The sequence below is a fragment of the Pontibacter sp. H249 genome (assembly GCF_037892465.1).
Taxonomy (GTDB): Bacteria; Bacteroidota; Bacteroidia; order Cytophagales; family Hymenobacteraceae; genus Pontibacter.
This window is the reverse complement of the sequence record NZ_JBBKTR010000002.1, coordinates 195,392-213,134: the sequence shown is the minus strand read 5'-3', so window position 1 is coordinate 213,134 and position 17,743 is coordinate 195,392. Positions and strand designations below refer to the sequence as shown.

General features: G+C 43.7%; 18 protein-coding genes. 13 read left to right on the top strand and 5 right to left on the bottom strand.

All coding sequences use genetic code 11. The annotated features are described in order from the left end of the window. Positions 1-111: 111 nt before the first annotated feature. The 4 genes from hpf to WG943_RS03290 form a co-directional block, all read right to left on the bottom strand. Positions 112-411 (bottom strand): ribosome hibernation-promoting factor, HPF/YfiA family, encoded by a 300-nt coding sequence (hpf, locus tag WG943_RS03305; RefSeq protein WP_340406737.1) that lies wholly within the window; start codon positions 409-411, stop codon positions 112-114. A 24-nt stretch (positions 412-435) separates the two neighbouring features. Then, positions 436-1,314: a tyrosine-type recombinase/integrase gene (locus WG943_RS03300; RefSeq protein WP_340406736.1), complete on the bottom strand. Its 879-nt coding sequence runs from the start codon at positions 1,312-1,314 to the stop codon at positions 436-438. Between the two features lie 71 nt (positions 1,315-1,385). Then, positions 1,386-1,580 (bottom strand): 30S ribosomal protein S21, encoded by a 195-nt coding sequence (gene rpsU, locus WG943_RS03295; protein WP_340406735.1) that lies wholly within the window; start codon positions 1,578-1,580, stop codon positions 1,386-1,388. Between the two features lie 148 nt (positions 1,581-1,728). Then, positions 1,729-2,868, bottom strand: a complete 1,140-nt coding sequence (locus WG943_RS03290; protein WP_340406734.1) for an acyl-CoA dehydrogenase — start codon at positions 2,866-2,868, stop codon at positions 1,729-1,731. A gap of 252 nt (positions 2,869-3,120) precedes the next feature. Here WG943_RS03290 and WG943_RS03285 point away from each other — a divergent pair, with 252 nt between their 5' ends. The 13 genes from WG943_RS03285 (at position 3,121) to uvrB (ending at position 16,259) form a co-directional block, all read left to right on the top strand. Further along, complete coding sequence (locus tag WG943_RS03285) at positions 3,121-3,870, top strand: tyrosine-protein phosphatase (protein WP_340406733.1); 750 nt, start codon at positions 3,121-3,123, stop codon at positions 3,868-3,870. 27 nt (positions 3,871-3,897) lie between these two features. After that, positions 3,898-4,878 (top strand): NAD-dependent epimerase/dehydratase family protein, encoded by a 981-nt coding sequence (locus WG943_RS03280; protein ID WP_340406732.1) that lies wholly within the window; start codon positions 3,898-3,900, stop codon positions 4,876-4,878. A gap of 71 nt (positions 4,879-4,949) precedes the next feature. Next, positions 4,950-6,347, top strand: a complete 1,398-nt coding sequence (locus tag WG943_RS03275; RefSeq protein ID WP_340406731.1) for a tetratricopeptide repeat protein — start codon at positions 4,950-4,952, stop codon at positions 6,345-6,347. A 6-nt stretch (positions 6,348-6,353) separates the two neighbouring features. After that, positions 6,354-7,130 carry a phosphosulfolactate synthase gene (locus WG943_RS03270; protein ID WP_340406730.1) on the top strand — a complete coding sequence of 259 codons (777 nt, stop codon included), beginning with the start codon at positions 6,354-6,356 and terminating at the stop codon, positions 7,128-7,130. Between the two features lie 105 nt (positions 7,131-7,235). After that, a complete protein-coding gene (locus WG943_RS03265) occupies positions 7,236-8,180 on the top strand; it encodes a DUF368 domain-containing protein (protein WP_340406729.1) in 945 nt (314 codons plus the stop codon). Positions 8,181-8,183: 3 nt separating this feature from the next. Next, entirely contained in the window at positions 8,184-8,918 is a 735-nt protein-coding gene (locus WG943_RS03260) for a shikimate dehydrogenase family protein (RefSeq protein WP_340406728.1), read from the top strand. Between the two features lie 96 nt (positions 8,919-9,014). Continuing rightward, positions 9,015-9,422 (top strand): YkvA family protein, encoded by a 408-nt coding sequence (locus WG943_RS03255; RefSeq protein ID WP_340406727.1) that lies wholly within the window; start codon positions 9,015-9,017, stop codon positions 9,420-9,422. 314 nt (positions 9,423-9,736) lie between these two features. Next, positions 9,737-10,312 carry an RNA polymerase sigma factor gene (locus tag WG943_RS03250; RefSeq protein ID WP_340406726.1) on the top strand — a complete coding sequence of 192 codons (576 nt, stop codon included), beginning with the start codon at positions 9,737-9,739 and terminating at the stop codon, positions 10,310-10,312. After that, the gene (locus tag WG943_RS03245) at positions 10,296-12,008 is read left to right on the top strand and encodes a PorT family protein (RefSeq protein WP_340406725.1); all 1,713 of its coding nucleotides are present in this window, start codon (positions 10,296-10,298) and stop codon (positions 12,006-12,008) included. The genes WG943_RS03250 and WG943_RS03245 overlap by 17 nt, the downstream gene beginning before the upstream one ends. Positions 12,009-12,100: 92 nt before the next feature. Then, positions 12,101-12,526, top strand: coding sequence for a hypothetical protein (locus WG943_RS03240; RefSeq protein WP_340406724.1), 426 nt, complete (start codon positions 12,101-12,103; stop codon positions 12,524-12,526). A 28-nt stretch (positions 12,527-12,554) separates the two neighbouring features. Then, positions 12,555-13,007 carry a hypothetical protein gene (locus tag WG943_RS03235; protein ID WP_340406723.1) on the top strand — a complete coding sequence of 151 codons (453 nt, stop codon included), beginning with the start codon at positions 12,555-12,557 and terminating at the stop codon, positions 13,005-13,007. A gap of 654 nt (positions 13,008-13,661) precedes the next feature. After that, on the top strand, positions 13,662-14,048 hold the full coding sequence (locus WG943_RS03230; protein WP_340406722.1) for a hypothetical protein: 387 nt from the start codon (positions 13,662-13,664) through the stop codon (positions 14,046-14,048). A gap of 183 nt (positions 14,049-14,231) precedes the next feature. After that, positions 14,232-16,259 carry an excinuclease ABC subunit UvrB gene (uvrB, locus tag WG943_RS03225; protein WP_340406721.1) on the top strand — a complete coding sequence of 676 codons (2,028 nt, stop codon included), beginning with the start codon at positions 14,232-14,234 and terminating at the stop codon, positions 16,257-16,259. A gap of 319 nt (positions 16,260-16,578) precedes the next feature. On the opposite strand, the gene WG943_RS03220 is transcribed toward uvrB, so the two are convergent. Beyond that, entirely contained in the window at positions 16,579-17,148 is a 570-nt protein-coding gene (locus tag WG943_RS03220) for a fasciclin domain-containing protein (protein ID WP_340406720.1), read from the bottom strand. Positions 17,149-17,743 lie beyond the last annotated feature (595 nt).

The following is a 17,743-nucleotide window of genomic DNA, read 5'->3' as shown; positions in this document are numbered from 1 at the left end:
ACAATGCCACACTACATAAAACAGAAAGGCCTGCTAAAGTATAGCAGGCCTTTCTGTTTTATGTTTTTGCTGAGATTAACTTATTATTAGTAATTGAAAATTACTTCTTTCCTAGTGCGCCAATTGTTTTTCCTTATATCTTTTTAGCTGGCGACGCATGGCTTCAACGGCTCCGTCTGCGGCGGCTTCAAACGAAGGGGCGTTTGCCTCAGAGTATAAAGTAGAACCAGGTACAAAAAGCTTTATCTCTACAGTTTTAGTATCTATACCATCGCTGTTGTTATGTTTGAGAAACACTTCGCCTTCCACTACGCGATCGTAAAATGTCTCAAGCTTGTCTACTTTCTGCTGGATGAAATCGGTAAGCTGCTGGTCAGCCTCGAAGTGGATGGAATGCATCTGTAGCTTCATAGTCGTATAATTTAATGGTTTAACTTATGCTTTTGGATGTGCTTTCTCGAAAATCGATTTAAGCTGTTCTATTGAGTTATGGGTGTAAACCTGCGTTGCCGCTAAACTAGAGTGTCCAAGTAAGTCCTTAATGGCATTCAGGTCTGCCCCCTTATTAAGTAAGTGTGTAGCAAAAGAGTGCCGCAACACGTGTGGGCTATTATGATCAGAGGTAGTTATCAAGCTAATATACTTTTTTACAACGCGGTAAACAAACTTAGGGTAAAGAGGACGAGCTTTATTAGTAACGAGCAGTTTTTCGGAATTGTTATTCCCAAACTCGCTTTTCTTGTACTGTAGATAAGCCGCTATACTATTTAAAAGAGAATCGTTAACAGGTATGATACGCTCCTTATTGCCTTTACCTAATACACGTACCGTTTTGGAATATAAATCCAGATCGACATCTTCGATTCCTATAAGCTCGGCTAAACGGATACCAGTACCATACAGGAACTCTAGAATCAGCCTATCACGCTGGCCCTCAAAAGTTTCTTCAAAATCAAAGCTGTCGAGTAGGTTGTTAAATGGCTCTTCTAGGACAAAAGCCGGCAGTTTTTTAGGAGCCTTAGGCGCCTTAATACGTATCATCGGGTTTACACTGATGCGCTGCTGCGAAAGCAGGAACCTATAATAAGACCTAAGGCAAGCTATTTTACGGTTTATAGACCTCGGTTTGATGTTGTTCTGTACAAGTGTTAGTATCCAGGAGCGGATAATAGTATGATCGGCCTCAGCAGGATCGGATATCTGGTATACTTGATCCAGGTACTGGCTAAACTGCCCCAGATCTGTATGGTAGGAGGTAAGGGTGTGCGGGCTATACCGCTTTTCGTACTGTAGGTACTTAAAAAATAATTCCATAAACTAGTATAACCGATGTGAAGATCAGCTACACTAATTTATGGAATTATCTGATATATTAGTATAAAAGACTAGTAGTTTTGCTCAGCAAAAAGCTTCTGCTTGTAAGCAGCTCTTTCTTTTTGCTTTCTCTTAGCTACAGATGGCTTTTCGAAAAAAGTTCTCGAGCGTAACTCTTTCAGAACACCAGTTCTTTCAAATTTCTTTTTGAATCTTTTTAATGCACGGTCTACAGACTCGTTATCTTTTACGTTTACAATAATCATGTTATCTCTCTTCTCTTAGAATTAGGATTGCAAATTTAGCAAAGGTTATACTTAAAAATCAATAGTTTGGAAGAAAAAATATCCAAATATGTAAAAAATGTGCTGTTGCCTACACATAAAAGCGTAAGTAACTGCCTTTAAACATGTTTTATTTAAGTATAGCTCTTGAAATAACAAGCTTTTGTATTTCACTTGTTCCCTCGCCAATAGTACAAAGCTTCGCATCGCGGTAATATTTCTCGGCAGGGTAGTCTTTCGTAAAGCCATAACCGCCAAAAATCTGCACTGCTTCGTTGGCCACTCTTACCGATACTTCAGAAGCGTAAAGCTTAGCCATAGCAGACTCCTTGTTCACGTTCAGGCCACGGTTCTTCATATCAGCTGCTTGGTAAGTAAGCAAAGAGGCAGCTTCAACTTCTGTAGCCATATCAGCTAATTTAAAGGCAATGCCCTGAAAGCTGGAGATTGGCTTATTAAACTGGCTACGCTCTTGTGAATAAGCAAGAGCCGCCTCAAAAGCACCTTGTGCAATGCCCAGCGAAAGCGCTGCGATAGAGATACGGCCGCCGTCCAGTACTTTCATTGCCTGTATAAAGCCTTCGCCAACATTGCCTAATATCTGATCTTTGTGTACGCGGCAATCTTGGAAAATAAGTTCAGTAGTTTCAGAGGCACGCATGCCCAGCTTGTCTTCTTTACGACCTGCACTAAAACCTTCTGTCCCTTTCTCGATTACGAAAGCAGTCATGCCATGAGAATCGCCTACCTCGCCGGTGCGTACAATAACTACCGCTACGTTACCAGACTTACCATGCGTAATAAAGTTCTTTGCGCCGTTTATCACCCAATGGTCGCCATCCTGAACAGCCACAGTGCGCATATTGCCTGCATCCGATCCGGTATTAGGTTCTGTTAGGCCCCAGGCACCTATCCACTCAGCAGTAGCTAATTTAGGTAAGTATTTCTTCTTCTGCTCTTCGTTGCCAAACTGTAAAATATGGCCTGTGCATAGAGAGTTGTGAGCAGCCATAGAAAGTCCGATAGAACCATCGATCTTAGAAAGCTCAGCGATTGCCGTTACATACTCCAGGTAACTAAAGCCGGAACCGCCATATTCTGTTGGTACAAGTACACCCATCAGGCCAAGTTCGCCAAGTTGCTTAAACACCTCCACAGGAAACTCCTGCGTATCGTCCCATTCACGCATTTTTGGTTTAATGTTCTTTGCTCCAAAGTCACGAACCATGTCCGCGATCATGCGTTGATTTTCTGTAAGTTTAAATTCCATTAAATGTTTAGTGTAGGAGTTTTAAAGTCGCGTATATAACGGTATTATACCGCCGGTTGTTTACAAAGCTAGGCATTTGTACGTAAATGCCAACAGATCATATGTAATTTAACCTATATTGCATAGTAAAGTATAATGCTTACTGCTGGTGTTATGCCATATTTTGATAGCGGGTATTATTTACGTTATCTTTGAAGTTAGAATGTGCATAATGGCATTTAATTGTAAACGGGTTCTGTTGAGGAACGGATAATGAAAAAGTTTCTACAAAGCTTATTTAAGGGTAGTGAGAGCGTGGCTGAAGAATCTTTCAACACACTTGGCGTTGACATGCACTCTCATATTCTGCCTGGGCTGGATGATGGATCCGACAGTTTGGAGAAATCTTTGGAACTGGTGCAGGCTATGAAAGAACTCGGATACCGTAAACTGATCATGACGCCGCATATCATGAGTGATTTCTACAAAAATACTCCAGAAATAATTCGTGAGCGTTTGCAATTACTTCGCAATGCTGTGCAGGAGGCAGGTATAGAAATGGAGTTAGATTGCGCTGCAGAGTACTACTTGGACGAGGGTTTCCTGGAGAAGCTTGAAAACGACGAGGAACTCCTAACCTTCGGCGACAGGTACCTGCTGTTCGAGACATCTTTCCTGAACGAGCCACTTAATTTGCGTGAAGCCATCTTTAAGATGCGCTCCAAAAATTATAAGCCTGTGCTGGCGCACCCCGAACGGTATACATACTTTTATGGTAAGTTCGAAGAGTTGGCAGAACTCTGGAAGCAGGGAGTGTTATTTCAGCCCAACCTAAACTCGCTTTCTGGTTACTATTCACCGGGTGCTAAATTAGTGGCCGAGAAGCTTATTGAGAATGGTATGGTAGACTTTCTGGGCTCCGATGTACACGGCCTAAAGCATACAGACTCCTTAAACAGAGTGCTGGCCAGCAAATATTTGCCTAAAGCATTTAATCTCGCTTTACGCAACAACCAATTGTAATTTTCCCTTTCGCAAAATCTATAAGCCATGACGGTATTTGTAACAGGCGGCAGCGGCCTTATTGGCAGTTTCTTAATTCCTGTATTACTCGAAAAAGGGTATACTGTTAAGGCTAGTTATCGTGCTGTTATTCCTCAGTTTCCTGGCGCAGATCAGGTGCAGTGGCTTGAAGGTGATATTTTGGATCCTCTTTTTTTAAGGGAGGCTTTGGAAGGTGTGAAGTATGTTTTTAATTCGGCTGGCCTGGTATCGTATGCACCGCAGGATAAGGAGTTACTGAAGCAAGTAAATATTGAGGGCACAGCCAACGTGGTAAACGCTTGCCTGGAACACGGGCAGGTAAAGCTCTGCCATGTTAGCTCTATTGCAGCAGTGGGTAGGCCAAAAGGAGCTACCATACTTACAGAAAAAGACAAGTTCGATATAGCTGAAGAGCACTCTGCCTATGCCAGCTCCAAGTATTTTGGCGAGCTGGAAGTATGGCGCGGCATTTCCGAAGGGCTGAAAGCTGTTATCGTTAATCCATCTGTTGTACTTGGCCCATCAGACTGGCACCGCAGCAGCACGCAACTGTTTAAATATGTTTACAAGGAAAAGCCATTCTACACTCAAGGTGGTGCAAATTTTGTTGATGTAAGGGATGTAGTAGAGGCAATGTTGCAGCTCACTTTCTCGGATATTTCCGGAGAAAGATTTATATTAAATGCAGAACAGCTGAGCTATAAAGATTTTTTCACGGCTGTAGCAAAATGCTTTGGCAAGAAAGCGCCGGGAGTTAAAGTGCCACCGTTCCTGACAGAGATTGTATGGCGGGTAGAGCATATGCGCTCCTGGCTAACAGGTGGCAGGCCGCTGATCACGAAAGATACAGCACGCATAACAGGCAAGCAATTCTTCTTCAGCAACGAGAAAGTGCTGAAAGCCACAACAATACAGTTTAGGCCTGTAAAACATAGTTTAGAGTGGGTATGCCGAGAGCTGAAGCCTGCGGCGCAAAACAGCATGTAATCTAAACTATTTGGAGTGTTAAAATGTAGTATGACAAAGGCTGTTACCCTTGCAGCTTGTTGGATTTTGAGATGAAAGAGAACTTTGAAGAACACAGCGAAGAGCTGGAACTGATAAACCGTTTCGAGCAGATGCTCGGAAGCAAAGAAACTGTTTTTTTTGATTTAACTGACTTTGAGTCAATTATAGATTACTATACCGCAAACTTTGAGTATAAGAAAGCACTTTTAGCCTGTGATGCCGCTCTGGTGCAATACCCTTTTTCTTCTGAACTACTGATAGACAAAGCACAGCTGCTGGCTATGGCCGGTGAGTTTGAGCAAGCGCTTACGGTAATAAATCAAGTGGCAGAGGTAGAGCCGGAAAGTGCCGATGTGCAGCTTACCCGTGGCATCATTTACACGCAGCGTGGCGAGTTTCGGGATGCCATCGATTACTTTAAGAAGGCGCTGGCCTACTCTCAGGACCGGGATGATATCTATTTTAATATTGCATTAGCTTATCAAACTTGGGGTAAGTTTAACTCTGCTATCAAATACTATAAAAAGTGTATTGCACTTAATATTGAAAACGAAGCGGCGATGCAGGAGATTATCTATTGTATGGAGCTTACCGGTACCATACGTGAACACCTGCCGTTTTTCCAAGAGTTTATCGATAATGACCCCTATTCCTATGTAGCCTGGTTTAACATCGGTAACGTGTACAATAAGCTAGGATCTTACGATAAAGCTATTGCCGCCTACGATTATGCTACTATTATAAAACCTGATTTTATTACCGCCTATAACAACATGGCAAATGCTTATGTGTTTTTGGGGCAGTATAGTAAGGCAATAGAAGGCTTTAATGCGATGCTGGAGCATGGCACCCCTAGCGCAGAAGTATACTGCAATATAGGAGAGTGCTACGAAAAGCTGTGCCAGTGGGACCTCTCGCGCCGCTATTACCAGAAATCTGTAGATCTGGACCCGGAAATGGACGAGGCTTGGTTTGGCATTGGTGTTATACTTGACGCGCAGGAGAAATGGTACGAGGCGGTACATTTCTTTAAAAAAGCGGTTGAGCTTTATGATGATAGTGCAGATTATTGGGTAGCCCTGGCAGCCGCAGAATATAATGTAGGCAATGTGGTGTCGGCGCTTGAAAGTTATGCCCGTGCAGCCGAGATACAGCCAGAGGACAAGAACATTTACCTGAACTGGTCTATTATTTTGTTTGAACAGGGTAATTTTGACGAGGCGATTGATATAATTTTAAATGCGATAGAACTGCAACCAGACGAAGCTGAACTGTATTACAGAGCATGCGCTTATATGCTTTCGGCAGGAAAATACCGTGAAGCTTACAATTATCTGGAAAATGCGTTAATTTTGGACTTCGATAAACATAAGCTATTGTTTGAGTTCTTTCCAGAACTGGAATCGCAGCGTGCCTTATCGAGGTTAATTGATCAATATCGCAAATAGAATTAAATGAACTATACCCTTAAGAGCATACCTGAGCGCGAGGCGAAACCTCGTGAGCGCGGTTTTACCATGGCCATGGACAAGGGCCTAAGCGTTCGGGAGGTAGAAGATTTCCTGGAAGTTGCCGGTGAATATGTTGACATTGTAAAACTAGGCTGGGCCACATCTTTTGTAACGCCTAACCTACAACGTAAGCTAGATGCCTATAGGGCAGCCGGTATTCCAACATACTTTGGAGGTACCCTGTTTGAGGCTTTTGTAGTTCGTGACCAGTTTGAGGATTACCGCCGCATACTGGATAAGTATAATATGACTTTTGCAGAGGTGTCGGATGGGTCGTTGGAGATGCCACACGATGTAAAGTGCGACTATATACAACAGCTGGCCGATCAGGTAACGGTTCTATCAGAAGTAGGCTCTAAAGATGCCGAAAAGATTATACCGCCCTACATGTGGATACAGCTGATGCAAAAGGAGTTGGATGCTGGTGCCTGGAAAGTAATCGGTGAGGCTCGCGAAGGTGGTAACGTGGGCTTGTTCCGTTCTACCGGGGAGGTGCGCAGCGGTCTCGTAGAAGAGATCCTGACAAAGATTCCTTTTGAGAAAATACTTTGGGAGGCACCGCAGAAAGCACAGCAGGTATGGTTTATTAAATTGCTGGGTGCAAACGTGAACTTAGGTAATATTGCCCCAAGTGAGGTTATCCCGCTCGAGACAATCCGTTTAGGTTTGCGCGGCGATACATTCAATCACTTTCTTAACATGGAAAACTCAGCCAAGTAGGGCTAAAGTATAAAACCAAAAGTATAAATTGCCCGTCGGTGTACCCGAACGGGCAATTTTATTTAAGCATTATTTTTTATGCCAAGTACAGCTTCAAGACAAACCATGAAACGCAGATCGCTGAAGGAATACATTTTACTTTTTTCTAAAGGAGTGGCGATGGGGGCCGCCGACGTAGTGCCTGGTGTATCGGGTGGTACAATTGCCTTTATAACCGGTATTTACGAGGAGTTGCTTAATTCTATCCGCTCGGTTAACGGCGAAGCTATTAAGCTTTTGCTGCGTTTTAACATAGCAGGGTTTTGGAAGCATATAAACGGTACTTTTCTGGTGGTGCTGTTAGCAGGTATAGGTTTGTCGTTTGCCTCGCTTTCCAGGTTAATCTTGTACCTATTGGCTAACTACCCTGAGATGCTGTGGTCTTTCTTTTTTGGTTTAATTGTAGCCTCTGCTGTAGTGGTAGCCAAAAAAATAACCCGCTGGACTCCGGGAGTGATTATTTCTGGAGTAGTTGGTGCCGCTATAGCATTTTATATTACAGTAGCTACGCCAGGCCAAACTCCGGAGGCATATTGGTTTATCTTTCTGTCCGGTGCTATTGCCATCTGCGCCATGATCTTGCCGGGTATATCGGGTAGTTTTATACTTGTATTACTTGCAAAGTATGAATTCATCATGCTGGCCCTCAAAGACTTTAAGATTAGCATTATCATAACCTTTGGGTTGGGTTGCTTAACAGGTATACTTAGCTTCTCGCATGTGCTTAACTGGATGCTAAAGCACTACCATAATATTACTGTAGCCTTGCTTACAGGATTTATGGTGGGATCGCTTAACAAAGTATGGCCCTGGAAGCAGACTCTAGAAACCTACACAGACCGCCACGGAGAAGTAAAGCCGCTGGTGCAGGAGAACGTTTTGCCCGGCACCTACGAAACTATTGTGGGACACGAATCATACCTGACGTATGGCATTGCGCTGGCACTTTTTGGTTTCTTTCTAGTGTATTTAATCGATAAGTTTACTGACGATAACACAACCAAAGTATAACCTATGCGCAAGTTCGGCCTGATCGGGAAAAAGCTGGGACACTCATTCTCTAAAAAATACTTTACCGCCAAGTTTGAGCGCGATGGCATAACAGATGCGCAGTACGATTTATATGAACTGGCGCATGCTGAGGACCTTAAAGAATTGCTGCAGCAGGCGCCTGAGCTGGTAGGTTTAAACGTGACCATCCCCTATAAGCAGGAAGTTATTCCATTGCTGGATAAGCTCGACGATGCAGCCGACAGGATAGGCGCCGTAAACACTATCAAGATCAAAAATGGACATACTACAGGTTACAATACAGACTATATTGGTTTTAAAGACACTTTAGAAGCTTTTTACCCAAAGGAGAAGCATGGTCAGGCGCTGGTGCTCGGTACCGGAGGAGCATCTAAAGCTATATGCACAGTTCTGGCTGACCTAGGTATACTTTATACTTCTGTGTCGAGAACGCCGGAACAGGGGCAGTTAGGGTATGAGCAACTGTCAACGGAGGTGCTGCAGAAGTATAACCTGATCGTAAATACAACGCCACTGGGTATGGCACCTAATACTGAAACGTTGCCAGCCATACCTTATGAGGGTGTTACGCCAGAACATTACGCGTACGATATTGTGTACAATCCTGAAAAAACTTTGTTTCTGGAGCGTTGCGAGGCCGCAGGAGCCAAAACACTAAATGGAATAGGCATGCTGTACGGTCAGGCAGAGGCAGCCTGGCGTATCTGGAATTCATAACATAGGTCGTGTTGCCAAAAAAATGTAGTTAAGAGCTCTGATTTAGTGCAACTTTTAAGGGGTGGTTTTCCGTACAACACGAAAAACCGCTACCCCATGATAACACAGCTACACACCCTTAAGCAGAAAGCGCACGCGCTGAACACAGAGATTTATGCGCTGTATTTATCTTACCGTGATAACCGGGTAAAATGGTATGCCCGCACCTTAGTTGCCTTTGCTATTGGCTACGCCATCAGTCCGATAGATTTGGTGCCTGATCTTGTAGCTGTTTTCGGTTTCTTGGATGATGTTCTTGTAGTAGCACTTAGTTTCCATTTCTCTTACCACTTGGTTTCCAAAAATGTAGTAGGGCAGGCAAAAATTCAGGCCTTCGAAATACTCAACAATTCACCTGCAAGTATAACTGCTGCTGCTTATCGCATAATCGGGTATGCCTGGATGCTAGCTTTAGCTATAGTGCTGGTGCTGCTCTATAAATTTACAACCCTTACCTTCTTTTAAACTAAATCACCTTAAAACTAACCACTGAGAGTCTCCAATAAACAGGGGACTCTTTTTTTATGCCCTTATTCTAACGCGCCGCTTTATTGCAGTTAAAAGCGCCTTAACCTCCTCATTCCTCAGTTCTTACGTGAAAAATATTTAGCTGCTTCTGTTGTTGATTTGTTAAATTCTATCGTGCTATTTTAATATATTTGTATTGATATTGTGATGGGCCGGTGTTTTATATCATGCCCAGTTAATTTTTTATAGTCTTGCAACCCTTTTGCTCCTGTTAGGCTCTTAAGGTTAAGTAAGGCACAAACAGGCAGCATTTGAATCTTTTTACCAAATCAAAATCCGAGGAGGACAAGCTTATAGAGGGGTGCATCGCAGGCAAGCGCGACATGCAGCGGCTCCTGTATGACCTGTACTCTAAGAAGATGATGGCGGTTTGCCTGCGTTATGCCCCAACTAATTTTGAGGCCGAGGATATTATGCAGGAGGCATTCGTGAAAGTATTTACAAACCTGCAAAACTTTAAAAAAGACTGCCCGCTGGAGTTCTGGATCAGGAAGATTATGGTAAACACCGCCTTAAAGCACCTGCGCAGCAAGCAGCTGCTCACTGTGTCGCATGAGGCAGAGGAGGTGACCAACTTATCTGATACAGCAAACCTAAGCGAGTATTCCCTGGACGAGCTAATGAGCATGATCCAAAGCCTTGCACCACGTTACCGAATGGTTTTTAATCTATATGCTATAGAAGGCTATAACCACAAGGAAATAGGAGAGATGCTAGGCATCTCGGAAGGAACATCTAAATCACAATATTCACGCGCAAGAGCTATACTACAAGGTATGCTTACGCGCCAGGAAAAAAACTATAACGAGCATGTCATCAGCAACTAACGAAAAGCGCGGACACCTGGAAGACGAATTCCAGCGTCGGATGCACGACGCTGAGGCTTCGCCATCTCCTGATCTATGGGCCCGCATAGACCATGACCTGACGATTCAGGAAAGCAAGCATTACAAAGGCAGAATGGTGTTGTATCGCCAGCTGGCAGCGGCATGTTTTGTGCTGTTTATGCTGGCAGGTGCTTTACTTACATACAACTATAACTCAAAGCAAAGCATTGATGCCGGTATCGCCGCGATGCAACTTAAAACTGAGCCAGGTGGCGCTACTGAAGATATAGCGACAGTGGAAGATGCTCCTGCAAATGCTTTTAATAGCGTATCAGGTTTACCAAAGCAAGGGCAGAATTCAGCAACTGCTATCCCAGAAAAGACTAACGAACATGTAGTAGAGAAGGCAGCACATGCAAGCGAAAGTATAAACCAAACAGCAATTGCAGGTGCAAATAATAGTGTTTCTAAAAGTATAAATGCCGGAGCGGTTACGAACTATACTAGTTCTCCTGGTGTAGGGGCAAATGCAGGTGCTGATTATAGTATAAACAGAGTTGCTGCCTCAGAACCGACTGCTGCGGCTGTGAGTTTAAGTAGCTTTAGTAAGTCTGACGGTGCCAGTCTGGGTACTTCATCCTCTTCGTTGTTTGAGATGGGCAGGCCATACTTTCAAACAGCCCGACAAGCCATTACCTCAGTTCCTGCTGCATACTTGAATAGTGCAGACCAAGGGCGAGCACGTTCTTTAGTAGAGCTAAGTAAGACAGCTGTATCTGATTACCTGGATAAGCAGACAAAAGCAGAAGAGGTAGTGGCCATCACTTTAAATACAACGCCTTCCGAGTCTAAAAATGAAGAAGAAGCAGCCAAAGATAACCGTTGGTCTGTGGGCGTAGGATATGCACCTTCATACTTTAATCAGAACATACAGATGCCCGGGCAGATGATGGGTACTGTTTCGCGGTTTAGTCTTTTAGCAGGAGGACCTAACAAAACCGATCAAACTTCTGATAACATGAACGAGGCACGGGATGAGTTTGAAGCCAACACCGATCCGGCATTTTCTTATGCCGCTGAGGTAAAGGCAGGATTTAAGTTGTTTAAAAAGATAAAGCTGTTAGCGGGAGTAGGTTTTACTCAGAACACAGCTAGAACAAAGTCAAGCTACATCATCAACCAATTTGTGTATAAGCCAGGTACCGAAGAACGGGTAGCTATGCCAGGAACAACTGTTTTTCTGCCATCTCTTAACAACAACTTTACCACCGACTCGCTGAGTGTAAATAAGACCGATGATTTTACAGTAAACTACCGCTACCGCCATATTACGCTGCCAGTTGGTTTGCAGTACGACGGTAACATTGGCAAAGACTGGTTCTGGTACGCTGCAGGCGGTGTGGCTGCTAATTTCCTAATAGAAACAACCGTAATGGCCTCAACCAATGAGGTAAAGGATGTAAGCTATGGCCACAACGATGACTCACCGTTCCGTAAGATGCAATTCTCTGGTAACGTTTCGGCTGGTTTTGGGAAGCGTATTTCAAACCTTGTGTCTGTAACAGCAGGTCCTGAATTTAGAGGGTACTTAAACTCATTGCTCGCCGAACCAGATAAAGCACTGGCACCGCAGGGCAACCCGTACACAATTGGCATTAACATGTCAGTAAACTACAACCTGGGCATGAATAAGTAAATTTTTATCAGGAAGCCTTGCAACCATAGCAGGTGTAGTAGGGTCATGATAGGGAGAAAGGAGCCAAACAGTAAACAGCTAACCTTTAAACTATGAAAATTATACCTGGTAAATACGAGCCTATAGTGGCTGTCGCCAAAGCAAACCTATCGGGTTGGTATGTATTGTTAGCCCTTCTTTTCTTATCTGTCTTTATGTCGGGTTGCGAGAAAGAAGAAATGATAGCCGAATGCTGGGAGTTAGGTGCTGAATGCAACCAAGAAGTAACAGCGACAACTGTGATATGTGGTTATGGAGCTTTCGGTAATGTATGGCTTAAGACTGCTGACGGCAGCTACCTGCAACCCTGGCATAACCTTGCTGGTCAGAACGCCCTTGTATCTGGGCAAAAGTATAGAATCGGCTACAAAGAGGTGGAGCGAGACGAGAAGTATAAAAATGTTTTTACATGTATGGCAGCAGTGCCTGCAGCAAAGGCAATTGCACTTACCTGCCTGACTGCTGCAACAAATAATTAATAATATTACCACGCCCCTTATCTGAGCTATGAAAAAAGCTACCTATGTAGTTTGTATGGGATTTTTTGCCCTGCTTACGCTTAATGGCTGCCACGAAGCAGAAGAAATTGAGCCTGCATTTGATCTGGAAAGTATTAAAACATCCGTGCAAGGCAGGTGGGCCATTGAGAGAGTAAGCAACAAATTATGTCGCGACAATAACTGCAACACCAGTACAGTAGGTGGTGGCCCACAGGAGTACTTCGAGTTCAGGCTGGATAGTGCCTACCTGATGCGTGTAAATCCTGCTGCCAATGCTACCATAAAAGATAATTACAAAGCCAGCTATGAAGCAGGTGGCGTTATACTTTTAAGCAACGGCAGTCGTACAGAACGCTTTGAAGTACTAGAGCTGATGCCTAAAAAAGTTGTGTTGCAAAGCGTATTTACCGGTAGAGATCCGGCGGCTATTTTTACCGATACATATCATTTGTACCGTTAGCTATAGCTTACAACATAGGCTGTATGCCTATAAATTGAGCTGCTGTATTCACCCGAGAGCCATTAGTGCAATCTAAAACTATGAAGTTAATTTAAAGCCTTTGCTTTTGTGCCTTGTCTTTCGGTGCTGGTAACTAATTGCTCCTAGGCTTACCTGTTGGTTTTCTTTGCGGATTCAGAGGCAATAGAAGCAAATTGAATAAAGGTTTAGGCTATACTTAAGCTTGATGATAACAAGTATAAAGGAGCAGTAGACGTTGTGTGAAAATTTTTCAGACGCCGGTTTAATTACATCAGATAACTGGTGGCTTGCTTACCTTTAATTAACTTAAAGTTTAAGGTAGTACTAGCAGTAAATAATATAAGTAGCACAGTTTGCCGGATAACTAATGTAACTTGTCTAGCAGTAGCAATACTTTTACCTTCAAAACAAAGAAATCAAATAATTAGAATTTTTTCATACTTAAAATATTTGTTTTTGATTAATAAGAGAACCCCCTTTTAAAGCCAGCCGTGTACGGTTGGCTTTTCTCTTTTAGTTATATATTATAATTCTGAAATATTTCTGACAAAGGATGCAACCATCTTCTAAAAGTATGGGTCATCGTGGTATAAGCTGCATAAAAACGCAGCTATAAAGCATAAATATGAAGGCGTGAAAACAATTATAGGTTTAATTTGCTTTACACTTGCCTCGTTTCTGGCCGGGTGCACAAAAGAAGATAATATTACTCCCTGTGTTAATGCACGTGTAGTGGATGTGTCAGACCCATGTAGTGGCGGTGTAGTGCTGGAGCTGGTAAAAGAAGAGTTTGCTACAGGGAATGGTTTTTGTGGTACACCTAACATATATAAATATGTTACAGTTGATAACCTGCCAGAAGACCTGAAGTATGTAGGCGCTAGGTTTACCTGCCAAATAGAAGAGACAAACGCAGGCAAAGCCTGTATCGCAATATATGCTGTATATCAGACTGCAACTATTAGGAAAGTTTGCAGCCGGCAAGATACTGCCCCGGTAGTGGCAGCAGAAAAAAAATAAAGTTAGACATATAGATTTTCTGCACATTTACTACCATGAAGCCTGCTGATTTTCGGCAGGCTTCTTTTTGTTTATAGCCATGGGTACAGCTTCTTTCGTAACAAGCAAATACTATAACTATTAGCAACTTGCGAGTATTTTTAGTTGTTATAGGTTATCTTTACTAGTTCGTAAATCAACAGAATGGATTTTAAACTGACATCAGAGTTTCAGCCGACTGGCGATCAGCCTAAAGCGATTGTACAACTTACACAAGGTATAAATAAAGGTGAGCCCGTACAGGTTTTGCTAGGTGCCACGGGTACCGGTAAAACTTTTACCATGGCTAACGTGATTAAAAACACAGGCAAACCTACGTTGGTGCTGTGCCACAACAAAACTTTGGCCGCGCAGCTATACGGCGAGTTTAAGCAGTTCTTCCCCGAAAATGCCGTTGAGTATTTCATCTCATACTACGACTACTACCAGCCAGAGGCATACATCGCCTCTTCTGATGTGTTCATCGAGAAGGATCTCCAAATTAACGAGGAAATTGAGAAGCTACGACTGCATACTACTTCGGCGCTACTTTCAGGCCGCCGCGATATAGTGGTGGTAGCATCGGTGTCGTGTATCTATGGTATCGGTAACCCTGAGGAATTTGGGAAGAATGTGATCCACCTGGCGCCGGGGCAACGCTACAGCCGCAATAACCTGCTTTATATGTTTGTGCAGATACTTTACAGCCGTACTGAGGCTGAGTTCACACGTGGAACATTCCGGGTAAAAGGCGATACAGTAGATATATTCCCGGCCTATGCAGACTTTGCTTACCGCTTATACTTTTTTGGTGATGAGTTGGAGCAGATACACCGTATTGATCCTCAGTCTGGCAAGAAGTTGTCGGATGAGAAGGCGGTAACGCTTTATCCTGCCAACCTTTTCGTAACAGGCAAAGACACCCTGCAGCAGGCCATTTCAGAGATACAGTACGACATGGTGGCGCAGCACGAATACTTCTTGAAAGAAGACCGCCCTGCAGAAGCTAAGCGCATAAAAGAACGTACCGAGTTTGACCTGGAGATGATACGGGAGCTGGGTTACTGCTCTGGTATAGAGAACTACTCCCGCTACTTCGACCGCCGTTCGCCGGGTGCGCGCCCATTCTGCTTGCTAGATTACTTTCCGGACGATTTCCTGATGGTGATTGACGAAAGCCACGTAACCGTACCGCAGGTGCGTGCCATGTGGGGCGGCGACAGATCCAGGAAAGTAGCCTTGGTAGAGTATGGCTTCCGGTTACCGGCTGCCATGGATAACCGCCCACTTACCTTTAACGAGTTTGAGAGCCTGATGCACCAGGTAGTATTTGTAAGCGCCACACCTGGCGATTATGAGATACAGAAATCTGAAGGTGTGATTGTTGAGCAGATCATCCGACCAACCGGCCTGCTGGACCCTGTGATCGAAGTACGCCCAAGCACGAACCAGGTTGATGACCTGCTGGATGAGATCGATGAGCGTGTGAAAGAGGGGGCGCGCGTGTTAGTAACCACACTTACCAAACGCATGTCCGAAGAGTTGACAAAGTACCTGGAACGCCTCAACATTAAAACAAAGTACCTGCACTCCGAAGTAAAAACCCTGGACCGTGTGGAAATTCTACGTGAGTTGCGGTTAGGTGAGATAGACGTATTAGTGGGGGTTAACCTATTGCGTGAAGGCCTCGACCTGCCGGAGGTTAGCCTGGTGGCTATACTTGATGCGGACAAAGAAGGCTTCCTGCGCGACCAGCGTTCTCTTATCCAGACCATGGGACGTGCTGCACGTAACGAAAAAGGCAAGGTGATAATGTATGCTGATCGGATGACAGGATCAATGCAACGTGCCATTGATGAAACAAACCGGCGCCGTGCAACCCAGATGGCTTATAACGAAGAGCACGGCATTACACCACGCACGATATTTAAAACAAGCGAAGAGATTCATGAGCAGACATCTGTTGCGGACTCTAAGAAGAAGGAAGTGAAGATGTATGCAGGCCCTGCAGAAGTGTCTATCGCTGCGGAGCCAATCATACAAACCATGAAACGGGACGAACTTGAAAAGCTGATTAAGAAAACAGAGAAGCTAATGGAGGGAGCTGCCAAAGACCTTGACTTTCTGCAGGCTGCCAAGTACAGAGATGAACTAGCCGAACTACGTAACCTGCTCAAAACAAAGCGGGACTAAACTATAGTTTGTGTCTAAGAAGTTTTTGAGTTAGAGAATTATAAAGTTAAAAAGCACCTGTAGTTTGAGCTATAGGTGCTTTTTTGTTTTGCTGTTATGAAGTGTTAATCATTTTGTGAGCGTCCATGCTCGTGACTGTCTCTAGCTGGTCTCTGGCCCAAATGAATTACAAATTCAACGTTATAAGTATGTCACGGATCACAGAACCGCCCCAGCAAAAAAGAGAGTGAATCAGTCCTGCTCTTGAGAGAGGCAGGGGTGTGTTCTCCAAATCCTGATTTAAACAATCAGCAATTAACAATCAGCATTCAAGAATTACTTACTGTGGCAGCAACACCTGGTCTACCACGTGTATTACACCGTTCGATGAAGGGATCGAAGCAATAATATTGGCACCGTTCACGGTTACCTTTCCATCCTTCACACCCATTGTAACGCGGCCACCGTTTACCTGCCCCAGGCTCTGCCCATCTTCGAAGCTATCAATGTTTAGCACGCCCACATACACGTGGTACTGTAATATGCTACGCAGATCACTTCTTTTCTCCGGCTTAAGCAAACCTTCTACAGTGCCAGCTGGCAGTTGTTCGAAGGCAGCGTTAGTAGGAGCAAACACTGTAAACGGACCTGCATTGGTTAACACATCTACCAGGCCTGCTGTTTTTACAGCAGTTACCAAGGTAGTATGGTCAGGGGAGGTGGCGGCTACCTGCACCACGTTCTTCTGAGATTCATCGTCCTGCACCGCCGACTGTCCTGCCGAGGGATCAGATGCAACGCTTTCTTCCTGTTGCAGTTCAGAGGTTGTTTTGGCCTGCTGATCTGTTGGGTTGCATGAAGCAAAAATAACTCCTGTTGCCACCAAAACTGCTAGTGATACATTTTTCATAATGCTTTAGGTTAAGTTTTAACGCACTACAATATTGGTGCACAGACAGCTTATTAAATATGACCTTTGTTGCTTTGTAAAAGTGATATTACATAGTTTTTTACAGCTTTAAAGCAATGTTTAAACCCTGAGATAGAGTTTTTTACAAATTTGGTTAGCTGCTAGAGTAAATCACAAAATAGCAGCCTGAGTTGTGGCTTCAGGAAATGAATATGTTTAACAGCGATTTTACTTTAGTGCAAGCTATAGAAGGGGTAGTTAGCAATAAGTTATTGATAAGCGGAGGCTATACCTTAGGTGGATCTGGTTTTACCCTGTTCCTACTCCAGTAGGAGCAGAAACAGGACCAGGCAATTTCATAGTTTTATAAGATAGGTTTGGTAGTGGCAAAGCAGTTTTATGCTGCTTTCTGTGTATAAGATGCAGTTAGTTGCAAAAGGGTTGCATGGAGCTTAAAAATTATTTTAAAAAAATGAGAATTAGAAGATGTAGTGCTGTAGTTGCATAAAGGCTATCGAATTGATTCCTTCAGTAGTAGTCTTTCATCATCACCAAATCTATTGCAATTGTTTCGCTGCTTCTGTCAGTAATATTA